The organism is Marivita lacus (assembly GCF_014637725.1).
Lineage (GTDB): Bacteria > Pseudomonadota > Alphaproteobacteria > Rhodobacterales > Rhodobacteraceae > Marivita > Marivita lacus.
The window spans coordinates 1-11529 of the sequence record NZ_BMFC01000034.1 but is presented as its reverse complement, the minus strand read 5'-3'; the positions used below and the strand labels follow the sequence as shown (position 1 = coordinate 11529).

General features: G+C 56.2%; 13 protein-coding genes and 3 pseudogenes. 5 read left to right on the top strand and 11 right to left on the bottom strand.

All coding sequences use genetic code 11. The features are described from left to right. Positions 1–656: 656 nt before the first annotated feature. Positions 657–926 carry a hypothetical protein gene (locus tag IEV82_RS23035; RefSeq protein ID WP_188484430.1) on the bottom strand — a complete coding sequence of 90 codons (270 nt, stop codon included), beginning with the start codon at positions 924–926 and terminating at the stop codon, positions 657–659. Between the two features lie 68 nt (positions 927–994). Then, positions 995–1105: pseudogene (locus IEV82_RS24130) on the bottom strand (AAA family ATPase); the annotation flags it as partial. A gap of 351 nt (positions 1106–1456) precedes the next feature. Between IEV82_RS24130 and IEV82_RS23840 the strand changes: the two are divergent. The 5 genes from IEV82_RS23840 to IEV82_RS23015 are packed head-to-tail and all read left to right on the top strand — an operon-like array spanning position 1457 to position 4634. Continuing rightward, a complete protein-coding gene (locus IEV82_RS23840; protein WP_229748000.1) occupies positions 1457–1627 on the top strand; it encodes a hypothetical protein in 171 nt (56 codons plus the stop codon). 15 nt (positions 1628–1642) lie between these two features. Then, positions 1643–2728 (top strand): nucleotidyltransferase family protein, encoded by a 1086-nt coding sequence (locus tag IEV82_RS23030; RefSeq protein WP_229747999.1) that lies wholly within the window; start codon positions 1643–1645, stop codon positions 2726–2728. A gap of 44 nt (positions 2729–2772) precedes the next feature. Further along, entirely contained in the window at positions 2773–3222 is a 450-nt protein-coding gene (locus IEV82_RS23025) for a type II CBASS E2 protein (protein ID WP_229747998.1), read from the top strand. Beyond that, complete coding sequence (locus IEV82_RS23020; RefSeq protein WP_188484428.1) at positions 3206–3799, top strand: HNH endonuclease; 594 nt, start codon at positions 3206–3208, stop codon at positions 3797–3799. The genes IEV82_RS23025 and IEV82_RS23020 overlap by 17 nt, the downstream gene beginning before the upstream one ends. A gap of 19 nt (positions 3800–3818) precedes the next feature. Then, entirely contained in the window at positions 3819–4634 is an 816-nt protein-coding gene (locus IEV82_RS23015) for a type I restriction enzyme subunit R domain-containing protein (protein WP_229747997.1), read from the top strand. A 22-nt stretch (positions 4635–4656) separates the two neighbouring features. Here IEV82_RS23015 and IEV82_RS23010 read toward each other — a convergent pair. The 9 genes and pseudogenes from IEV82_RS23010 to IEV82_RS24125 form a co-directional block, all read right to left on the bottom strand. Further along, positions 4657–5544: pseudogene (locus IEV82_RS23010) on the bottom strand (IS3 family transposase); the annotation flags it as partial. Between the two features lie 2 nt (positions 5545–5546). Further along, entirely contained in the window at positions 5547–6395 is an 849-nt protein-coding gene (locus IEV82_RS23835; RefSeq protein ID WP_229747996.1) for a transposase, read from the bottom strand. 12 nt (positions 6396–6407) lie between these two features. Beyond that, positions 6408–6908, bottom strand: a complete 501-nt coding sequence (locus IEV82_RS23830; RefSeq protein WP_229747995.1) for an IS110 family transposase — start codon at positions 6906–6908, stop codon at positions 6408–6410. 222 nt (positions 6909–7130) lie between these two features. Then, positions 7131–7379, bottom strand: a pseudogene (locus tag IEV82_RS23000) (transposase); the annotation flags it as partial. 22 nt (positions 7380–7401) lie between these two features. After that, entirely contained in the window at positions 7402–7722 is a 321-nt protein-coding gene (locus IEV82_RS22995; protein WP_188484427.1) for a hypothetical protein, read from the bottom strand. 123 nt (positions 7723–7845) lie between these two features. Then, positions 7846–9111: a hypothetical protein gene (locus IEV82_RS22990; RefSeq protein ID WP_188484426.1), complete on the bottom strand. Its 1266-nt coding sequence runs from the start codon at positions 9109–9111 to the stop codon at positions 7846–7848. A gap of 276 nt (positions 9112–9387) precedes the next feature. Continuing rightward, a complete protein-coding gene (locus tag IEV82_RS22985; protein ID WP_188484425.1) occupies positions 9388–9855 on the bottom strand; it encodes a hypothetical protein in 468 nt (155 codons plus the stop codon). 34 nt (positions 9856–9889) lie between these two features. Next, positions 9890–10759 (bottom strand): hypothetical protein, encoded by an 870-nt coding sequence (locus IEV82_RS22980; RefSeq protein WP_188484424.1) that lies wholly within the window; start codon positions 10757–10759, stop codon positions 9890–9892. After that, entirely contained in the window at positions 10756–10974 is a 219-nt protein-coding gene (locus tag IEV82_RS24125; RefSeq protein ID WP_373285266.1) for a TadE/TadG family type IV pilus assembly protein, read from the bottom strand. Before IEV82_RS24125 ends, IEV82_RS22980 begins: the two co-directional genes overlap by 4 nt. Positions 10975–11529: the final 555 nt, after the last annotated feature.

Below are 11529 nucleotides of genomic sequence, written 5' to 3'. Positions count from 1 at the left end.
CCGACGGCGAACGCCATCGGCGGCAGAGAGAACTTCAATTTGAGGTCGGTGGATGAAATCGGACATAAGGTCGGACTTATCATCGGATCGTAGCCAAAGTCAGACGGCCCTCACCGTAGCCTTACGCCAGAGAAGGACAAGTTGAGGCCCGATCCGAGTTTCTCGAGGTAGGCGCGTCTCATGGCCTGCTCCATGAGTGCTACGATCGTGACCTGCTTCCTGTTCTCACTTCGCATCGTCCTATCGGGTCAGCGGGAGGCGTGCATCCTCATGCGCCAGTATTCTTACTCTTACTTTGGGGCATGAAAGACATGTTCGCGCAGAATGTCGATGACTGATCAAGTTGTCAGTCTCAGTTATAAACGATTGAATTTTCAACGCTTGCAGCGCGAAGGTTTTCGTGCGCCCAGATGCCGCCGCTCCCGCTTGTCATGTCAGCTTCCGTATGACCGAGTAGAGCTTCATGCGTTTGTGGCTCGACATAGCGTCGATTAGAGACCGAAAATGATCTATGGCCTCTTCTCGAGTTCGGACCGACTTGCTCCAGACGACCGACATTTCAGCGCGATCCCAACGCCATAGGTATAGTCCGTTTTCGTGTCGCTCGAGAACGATCTCAGCTAAATCAATTTCGATCGTCATCATCAAGTCCACGCTCAGCGCGCTTTCGAGCTATCATTTCCCGAGTCAGACGCCGACCCTCCTCGATTTTTGATGAACTGGCCATCCTGACGCCGTGTGAGGGTCTCGCGCAAAGCGCTCTCATAGACCGAGTCGATCTCGGCCGGCGTCGCGCTCTCGATCGAGCACCCGATCGTGTCAGGGAGTCCGGTGCCGACGATGCCACGATCAGCGCCGGCTTCGGCCAAAGCATCGAGCAGTGCGTCAAGATCGGTGGTGGGACGTGGGTAGGTGCGGTCAGTCATTTGGGCGCCTGTTCAGATCACATCTGGCCACCTGTGGCTCGTAGCCGTAAGGCAGCGAGTTTCGGGTATCAGTTTTGAGGCATTTCGTCATCCATTTTGGCTATGGTTTTGCGCATGGACGACCCCTTGAGTTCGAGGCGGTAAGCGTTGTGTACGTTGCGGTCGAGGATGGCGTCCGAGAAAAAATTCTGGAATTTACTCTCAATTTTCCCGGCGAGACCAAGCCGAAAATATCCCTGACATCATCGGGCTGACACAAGTTTCATGCCAGCCACCTCAGAGACCATGTCCCACCATGCCGAATGCGTCAGGAGGATGGACGCACTTTCTTCTGCTCCGACAATAGCGTCTGGCTGACGGACGCCGTTTCAGCCGAGTATCTCAGCTTCGGTCTGCCGTAACGACAAGACGTCGATAATGAGGGCATCAAATCACGGAACAGGAGGTGAACAAAATACCATTGGTGGTGTTGCCTCTACGGCAGCTCGTGCATATATTGTAGTGGTGAGCAATCTGATTGAGGGAGGCGGTTGGACAAGCTCGAAGGGAAGGAGTTCAACATGCCCCTTGATGATACCGCACCTGGTCTCGACGCGCTGCTTCTCGGCACCGCGCTTGAACTCGAGCTTAGCGACCGGGATAACCGCGTCGCCGAGAAACGCTACCAGCTGATTCCGGAACACTTGCAACGACCGACCTAGCATCTTCGTCCCTACATGGAAGATGCTCTGGTATACGCCCAAGGCTCACGAGCGATCGGTGCAACGATTATCGACGGAGCAACGGACGACAGGTTCGATCTCGACGCCATCCTCGAATTCAGGCGACCCCAAGGGTGGTCAATTTCGGATGTCCTGGACGAGTTGTTTACGGCCTTCCAGGGCTTTCCCGATGCCAAAGAGATCGAGCGCTGCACGCGGTGCATCCAGCTCAAGTTCGCCTTCATGCACCTCGATGTGACACCGATGGACCCCCACCGGGTGCCTCGCCCGCTTCGCTCTGGCGTGATTTACCACAGCCCGGACGACGGGCATGACCAGATCTTTCCGGCAAACCCGTATGGATTTGCCGATTGGTTCCAGAAGCAGGTCGCACTACCGAGCCGCGCCTTTCGAGACCACGTGACGACGATGCGGTTGAACATGGGTGTCAAGGATCGCTTGATCACCAATTCGATCGTGGCCGATGCGGATATTGATGCCTTGCCGGCGCCTCGCAATCCGCTCGGAGATGCTCCACAGGTGATCGCCCTCAAGCTGATGAAGCGTTATCTGAACCTGCGCTACGTCAAGCGCAGCCTGAAACGCCCCATTTCGATCTACCTGTCCAAGATCGCAGCATTGGTTCCCCCGAACGAGAACGGTCTCTGCGCCCAGCTGGAGAGCTACGCGCTCGACCTCGAGCGTCGTGTCCACACGTCTATGGTCACCGGCGTCCCGCTCGACGAGAAGAACCCGGCTCCGCCGCACGAAGACTTCAATGATCGCTGGCCGGCCTCCAATGAAGATTTGGGCGTCTTCCGTGACGATCTCCGGCACCTCGTCGCCGAGCTCACACGGGCCCAGTCGTCGAACTTCACCGATGTCCGCAAGATCTTCGACGACCTCTTCGGCGAGAGGGTCAGCGAGAAGGCTGTCCGCTCCTACCTCGATAGTCATCGCGGACTGTCGATCCCAAGCGCCTTTGAACCTGCGAAAGGCTTTGTAGCGGCCCCCGCCCTGCTGGCGCCGGCTGCTGCGAAAGCAGCGCCAACATCGACTGCACCAGGACACCACTTCCATTCCGGACGTCTGCCGAAATGAGGGCAAGTGCGCGGCCGAAATCGCGGGAAGCGCAAGCCGAGCGCATGCGGGAGGTCTGGCCGGGGCTGAAGCCCTTGACCGTGTTTTCAGACGGTCTGATCGCTTGGATAGGCCCAATCCGCGGCTTCCAGATGAGCTACAAGGTGTCCGTCGTCTGGAATCCCACCAAGACGATTCCTCCGCTTGTATTCGTTCGCCAGCCCACCATCGCTCCGCGCCCCGGCATCGGTTGGATCGATATTCCGCATCTGCTCTACGATCCGGAATCGCCTAAGGATTCCGCGCTCTGCCTGTTCGACCCTGAGCAGAACGAGTGGCGTAGATCGATGTGGATCTCGGACACGATTGTTCCTTGGGCTTCGGAATGGCTGCATCATTACGAGCTATGGCATTTCGATGGGGTTTGGCGCGGTGCCAATGCCCCAGGGCCCATCTCGATCGGAGCCGGCCTGTATCGACCGGAAAAGGAGTTGCAGAATGTCCAGAGGACGTGATGCGACTCAACCCACCCGACTGGTCGTCTGGGGCCGAGCGGCCGGCCGCTGTCAGTATACGAACTGTGGCGAGGAGCTTTCGGGTGACCTGATCACAGGCGATCTTTTAAAGAACCACGCCTACCTGGCACACATCATCGCTTCAAATCCCGACGGCCCTCGAGGACATCCTGACTTGTCACATGAGAAGTCCGACGACCCTGACAATCTCATGCTGCTGTGCGGTCGGCACCACCGCGAGATCGATGATCGAAACAAGCTCGATATCTACACCGTCGACGCGCTGCTTGAAATGAAGCGACGGCATGAGGAAAGGGTTGCCCGAGCCCTTATGAATCCAGACGCGCCTCTGGCGCACATACTTCGGATCTCCGCAGCCGTCGGTGATAACGAGACAACCATTCCTCGCCAAGCCTGTGCAAGGGCGATGATCCCACAGTTCGTCATTGCTGATCGGCATCCAATCGACATCTCGATCCGAGGTTTTGAACACAAAGACTCGGACCCTGGCTACTACCAGACCGAGCTGACCAACCTACGCAGGGTCTACGACCGAGAGATTCGAGGACGCTTCTGAGACGGCGACCTCGAGTATCTTGCCGTGTTCGGCTTTCATCCTCGACGTCCTGCGAGGTTACGTCTCCTACAAGACGGCCTACCATCTCGGCACGGAAGCGCTCGACGACAAACGGGTCGACGGCCGCGCTGCGAAGCGCGCGCTCGCCCGCTGGATGAACCTGCATCCGACGAACGTCACGCAAAAGGTGCAATTCATCATGCAGCATTTCATCCAAAACGTGGCCCCCCTTCTCGACAGTAAGGCGAAAGCCATGGTCGTGACCAGCTCGCGCCCTGCGGCCGTCCGCTACAAGAAAGCCTTCGACGCCTACATCGCCTCACATCCCGAGCACGCGGGCATCCACGCCATGGTTGCCTTTTCCGGCAAGCTGACGGGCAAGGAGGTCATGCATGCAAAGGATGACCGGATCACCGGTGGGACATTTCAGTGCGACGAAGATGCTGAGTTCACGGAAGGAAACATGAACCCCGGGGCAAAGGGGCAAGACCTGCGGATTGCCTTCGATCGTCCCGAATATCGGATCATGATCGTGGCCGACAAATTCCAGACCGGCTTCGATCAACCCAAGCTCGTCGCAATGTATCTCGACAAGAAAATCGCCAACGAGGTCGAGATTGTCCAGACTCTCAGTCGCCTGAACCGAACCTTCCCTGGAAAAGATCAGACCTTCGTCATTGATTTCGTGAACGAACCCGAAGCGATCCGAAAAGCCTTCGCTCGCTATGATGCCGGGGCCCAGATAGAAGAGGTCCAGAACCACAACGTCGTCTACGATATGAAGAACGCCCTCGATCGCGAAGGCATTTATTGCGATGCTGGACCTGTCGCGTAATTGTGCCGCCCCAAGTGCTCGTTTAAGCCACTTTCCGTTCGAAGGCGACCGGGCTTTTCCAGCCCAATGCTGAGTGCCGTCGACGTGGATTGTAGAATCCATTGATGTATTCGAAGATCGCCATCTCGGCTTGCCGCCTGGTTGCCCATGACCGCCGCCAGATCAGCTCGGCCTTGATGGTTTTGAAGAACGTCTCGACGGCCGCATTGTCATAACAATTACCTTTGCCGCTCACGGAGACTTTGAAGCCATGCTGGCGCAGGATCTTCTGGTAGTCATGCGAACAGTATTGGCTGCCGCGATCGCTGTGGAAGATGCAGCCTTTGGGTGGCGCTCGGAAGGCGATGCCCATTTTCAGGGCCCGGATCGCCAGATCTCGCTTCATGCGGTTGCTGACAGCCCAACCAATGACACGCCGGGAATGCAGATCGAGGATCACCGCCAGATACAGCCAGCCCTCACGGGTCCAGATGTAGCTGATGTCGCCAGCCCATTTCTGGTTCGGCTGATCTGCGTTGAAGTCGTGATCCAGCAGGTTCGGGGCGATGTTGAACGTATGATCGCTGTCTGTGGTCGCCTTGAACTTGCGCGTTCTTTCAACAGTAATCCCGTTTTCGCGCATCAAACGCCCAACCCGGCGGTGCCCCACATTGACACCGACCTCCTTCAGTTCTTCCGTCATTCGGGGCCTGCCGTAGCTGCCCAGGCTCAGGCGCGATTGTTCCTTGATATGCGCCAGCACAACCATATCCGTGCGCTGCCTGCGGCTGGCAGGCCGGCTGCGGAACGCCCGCAACCCGCGCGGGCTGACGTTCATGACCTGACACAGCCGCTCGATCGGGAAGGCACCGCGCTGTTCTTCAACGAACCGAAACCTCATGGCTTTTGGCTCGCGAAGAACTGGGACGCTTCCTAAGAAACAGCCTCTGCGTCGGGTAAGGGTGCGAGTGCAAAGCCGAATGTCTTGGCGCGACGCTGGAGGTTTGCCAGGACACGGGTTCGATGTCGCTCTTCATATGCAGCGGCCCCCGGATCGTGGTAAGCCATGCCGAAGCGGACCGCGTTGTAAAACAGGACGGCGATCTTGCGTGCCGTCGCGGTCACCGCCTTCTGCTTGCCGATCCGAGATGATAGCCGCCGATAGAACGCCCCCAAGGCCGTATCGCTGCGCCCTATTGTGGTCGCCGCCAGCCGCAGGAGCGCGGCTGCCCGACTGGAGGAGCGCCGGGTGCGTGATGACAGCAGCTTGCCGCCCGATATCTTGTTGCCCGGTGCCATACAGAGCCACGAGGTGAAGTGCTTGGCGGTCTTCCACGCCCGCAGGTCTGTGCCGCATTCGGCGACCAGCTTCAGGGCAAGCAATGGACCAAGCCCATGAATCTGGGTGAGGTCCATGCCCAGAACGCAATAGAGCGCCGCCCGCACATCGAAGGAAGGAGCGTTGACCTGATTGCGTTTGGTCCGCGCCTTGGGCAGCGCAGGGACGTCACCGTCAACTCTGACGGTCAATGCCGCAACAGCCGCCTCCAGCTTGCGATCACAGTCCTCGATCTTGCTCTGGTAGAAGTCGTAGAGGTCCAGCGATTGGGTCAGGGCGAAAATATGCTCGTCTCGGTCATTCCCTACTAGGGCTGCCTTGATCACCTCGACGGAGGAATGGCAGCGAATATCACGGAACGCCGCCAACACATCAGGATCACGCTCACCGGCGACGATGGCACGGATGATCCGCATGCCGGTGGCCCCGGTGATATCCGACACCACGTGGTGCAATTACAGGTTCATCTCCATCAGAGCCTTCTGCATGTGCTGGATATGGGCTGCTGCATATTCGACCAACCGTTCCCGCTGTCGCAGATAGGCGCGGAGGGTGGCGATCTCTGCCTCTGGGCGGAAACTGCCCCGCAGGAGACCATAGGAATGCAACTGCCGCAGCCATCCGGCATCGCTGACATCAGTCTTCCGCCCTGGCACATTTTTGGCATAGCGAGCATTCACGAGGATCACATTGAACCCGTGCCCTTCGAGAACCTCGAAGGCAGGAATCCAATAGACCCCGGTGGATTCCATCGCCACGCTGGTGACGCCACAGGATTTGAACCAGTCTGCCAAGTCATGCAGATCCTGAGTGAAGGTGCCAAACGCACGCACCGGTGTGTCACAGGCATCAGGGTTGACCGCGGCCATGTGCATGGTCGATCCGATGTCGATGGCGGCCGCCGTCGGGTTGACCATCTTGAGTTCCGGGTGGCCACCGGTCGCTGTCTTTGTCATGCAAACTCCTCCATTCAGGAAGGAGGGCGTGGGCCATGCAAGTCCGTCATCTTCCTAACCGGGATCACCGACAAAGCGGCGTCGCCACTCTCAAGTGCGCATCAGCCCGTGTGCCACGTTTTTTAACGGGGTCTGACCCTCCAATAAGCGATCGGCAACTGCCCTCCAGACCACCGAAGGTAGCACAGGCTGTTTATACCGCGCACAGGCGGGCTGTGACCCGTGACGGTTTTTTAATATATCCCTCTCCTCCTTGAGGATACGGTTCTCGCGACGAAGTCGTTCGTTCTCGCGCGCAAGCTCGCGATCCTCGGGCGATACCACATCCGTGTCGCGGTGCGCGTTCACCCACTTGTTCAGCGTTGAAAGCCCAACGCCCAAATCATCCGCAACTTGTCGCCGTGTCAGCCCGCTCGTCAGCGCAATTCGCACTGCATCCTTGCGGAATTCATCCGTTCTTCCTGTGCCCATAGTTCGTCTCCTTTGCTGCACATTATGCTATCAAAGGAGCGGCACCAAACCGCAACAGGTCCATGCTGGCCGGCACACCTGTCCTGCGCGACAGCCATCCGGCGCCCTCTAACGGGCGCCGCAGGCAGGCCCGGTCCTGCTCATCTCGCGGGTCGATCCCCAATATCTTGCGATAGATCTCGGCTTCCGGGAAGCGACCCTCGATGGCGCGGAGACCGAACCTTTCTGCGATACCGCCCCCCGAATTGCGGCTCACTCCGAGCCATATTACGAGTTCGCCACGAGTGACGAACCCTGGGTGACGTGGCTGAAAGTCTTCGCGGCTCGTCTTTCGTTTCTTCATGTGCATCTCCTTTTCCAGGAGATGGGTCCGCGCAGTGATCACGAAAAACGCAACGTGCCGCCGAGCGCTCGCCGCCGAACTTGGCAAGCACACGTTGTATCGTCGGCGTCTATGTCGACGACGTCAGCGCTGCCGACGCTGCCGGCTCAGTCCTGTCCTATTGGGAGGCAGCACGTCGATGCTTTGGCCGTATACCTCGGCCATCTCGTCAATCACGAAGCACCCGGACTCGAACGCTCTGCGCTTCTCTGCGGCCAGACTGGCTCTCTTGTTGGAAAACCACGCTGGTGTCAGATCGCGCGGCGCAAGCCCGTCTCGCCTCGCCGGAGTGGAAACTGCGGAAATATTTCCCACCCTTGCCGGACTGAAGATCTTTAGCTGCTTCGCAAGCGCTCGTAGGATGACCCATTCTTGATCGACGGCGCTTGCGCGGTCCGGCAGGCCGCTGCCTCCGATCGAAAGACAGAACTGTCCCAGCTGCTGGAGATAGATCGCGTAGGTGTCTTGGGATGGTCGATTGATGCCAAAATTTTCGGGGCGCAGCGCCGTCAACGCTCGTGCCCGACCCTCGGACATGAACTGCAAAATGCCGGGGTCGTCTTCGAGATCGAACACCTCTCCCAAGACGGCCATGCGCCACGCGAAAACGAGCGCCGGTTTGACCGCTGCGGGCATTTTCTCCCAAACACGCGTGAGCCGAGGAGCGAGGGGGTATCTCGTGCGATGATCGCTGGGCTTGGGTAGCGTTCCGACCTTGCGCTCTGGAAGAAGACCGGTCCGCTGCGCAAGGCCTTCGACTTGCAGTGCATCCAGTGCGCCAAGGCCTTGTCGGAAGCTGGCCTTGTTTTGCCCCGACAGGTTTGAATCGATTTCGATTGCACGCAGCCTTTTCACGGCAATCGGTGACGTCCCGGTCGGCAGCCGGGAGCTTACATGATGAATTCGGCTTGAGAATGCGGCGCCGCGACAGATGCGCGCCACTCGAATGATCGTATCCCAAGGGTCGCTGTCGACCAAACCGGGCTCCGCGATCAGCTGAGCATCAAGTATGAGGCGCCGCCAATTTCGATACAAGGAGAGGTCGCCGCGGAAGTGCGTAGCAGCGTCAGCGGGCATTTTGGACTTCGGATATCGTTTGGAGAAATCGGTGCCCTCGAAACGCAAGACCATTAGGGGCACGCTCTCGATACGGCATAGGATTGAGAAGGCGGTCAGGTATGGAAATGGGTCCCGCTCCGGAAGCGAGGAGGGAGCAATCTGTCGATCTTTCAGCTTTGCATGGATGTTGGCGAAGAGCATGATATGAAGATTGGTCTCTCCGCCGGTCTCGGAAGAAAATTCTTTTCCTATAAATCTTCGGCGCGAGGATGGCGTCTTGCGTCGGCTCATCGGTGGTGTCGAAGCTCTGGCAAGCCCCCGGGAAAACGCGGCCGGTGCCCGGAAATCTGCGGCCTGTGTCCGGGATTATGCGTCTTCACACTGGGATTTTGCGGCCCCTTCCCGGGAATAAGCGTCCTGACCCACTTCAAGTCTATGAAATTAAAGCCGTTTTGGGCGTCTGAAACTAAGGAATATAGAATCCAAGGAAATAGATGCGGCGTGGACCGCGTCGACGTTGGCGACATCCAGTCTTTCGCTACCGCATCGGACCCATGAGGTGTTGGTTCAAACTTCTGTCGGATTTTGCGAAACTGATGCATGGAACCACATTTCCAAGACGACCAGATCATTCGGATTTTGACCACTCTTTCGGATCGCCAAGCCGAATTCAAAGCGAGCTCGATAGCACAGGCGGCAGTGCGGACCTAAAATTTCTCTTATTAAAAAACGGACCAATGTTCGTTTCAGAAGCAACGTCCAGTCCGAGTTTGTACAACTTGGTTTGACAAACAGAAAGACAAACTTGTCATGACGAAGACCAAAAAGACTAAGGGCAACAGTGGGTGGCCGGCCGCACAGCCACGACGCCAGTTTCGGGCGCGAGATCATCGCCATCGGCCTTGCGGCATACGAGGATGCGATGGGGCGCGGACCAGCCTGGCGCAACAGGATATCAGCTTCGCTTAGCCTGATGCCGCAGGCTCGCAAGCGAATCGACGACATCACATGATGGAGCGATTGGGCGACCAACACGATTTGTGAGCACCTCCAAAAATTTTGCGGAATCCTACCGGACGAGTTTCGGTTGACTGGTCAGCCCCGCGTCGAAAAATGGATCAACCTTGTCGCATTCAGCATTCAACATGACATTTCCGTTGAACGTAATTGAATCCGCTATCAGTCCAAAGTAGCTTAGCCCGATGATGAAGAATGTTGCATTCCCACCGACTGTCACATTGGAATTTGGAGCATAAAGCCCAACCCCTGCAAAATCATCGGTTTTCTGAGGTATGATTGAAAGGCTTTGTTCCCCACCATTCATGACGAAATCAACACCTGCCTTGAAAATGAGTGTGTTGCCTATCCCATCAGGGTCAGAAAAAATAGAGTTGAATTTTGTTGAAAACTCATCGACACACAGCACACCTTCCTTAAGCTGATAATCCCCATCATTTTTTCCTCCGTCTACTTGTGTCGAAAGGTCGTCCAGAAGTTTTCCGGTATGATCACATACAGCATTGTCAAACGAGTTCGTTGGCCACTTTGTAATCTTGGCGATAGGATCAATGAAACCACTGGCATCAATCTCTTCCTTGCACGCAGTCTGGTTCTTGAAGCTCGCCGCAGCGCAGCTTGTGTCAATAACCTGACCGTTCACGGCTATTTCAGAATTCGATCCAATTCCACACCCAGTCACATTGTATGAGCCGGCGTTACCATTCGCGGTAAATCCAGCCTTGCTTGTGCCTCCCAGAGCCAAAATGCAAGGTGTGAACACTATGTCCCCAAGAAATACCCGTGACGTTGTAGTGATCGTCACACTGGCATTCGGGACCAACAGGCGTGACAGGAAAATCGGTTTATCCTGAGAAATGGCCACATCGACAAATCTTGCATCGGCTGGGTCATCAAAGTTTACCGTAATTTCTGATGTCACACCATTGAGGGACGCGATGGAGTTGCAGCAGATTTTGCCGCATTTATCTTTTGGTCTGTTTGTTCCGATTTTTTTCTCTTGTATTCGAAAGCGGCCGTATAGGCTGCGATATCAGATGTACGTTGATTTTCTGATCTCTTGACAAGGGCGCCTCCGTACTCAATCGTTAAAGCTCCAAATCCCAAGATAATAGGGATTGAAAGACCAAAAACAATAGCAACACTGCCTATCGTTTCGATTGCAAAGTTCTTAAATTTTTTTTACCAGCTTGAACACGGCAATTTTACCTTGCTACAGCTTGAGGAGTTGAGCTTTTATCAAGTATTGTCTTTGACCAAGTCAAAAGATGAGTGCATGAATGCACCATGTTCAAAAGGCCCGAATTTATCCTGTAGGAACATTCCCAAGCTTTCTCAAGGTTTCGCGTTTCAAATGACCAGTCATAGTTTCGGATCATATCCGGGAACCACATTCCTTTTGTTTTTTGGTAGGCAAAACCGAAGGGTCGTAAATTGACAAGACTCGATCAATCTATCTTGCCATGGTTCGCTTCAACGGGAAACTGACCAAATGGATAGGCCATCTGGACTGGCATTTCTGGGCGTTCCCAACACGGTATCGCGACACAACCAAAGAAAATCCCGCCGACCCTCACAGGCGGCGGCTCAATCATCATTGTGATGAGGAAAATTCAGCCAGCGGAGGGCTGTGCAAGCACCCGGTCAAGGCAGACTTCGGCGAAGGCGTCGCCGTATAGGTAGCGCACGCTG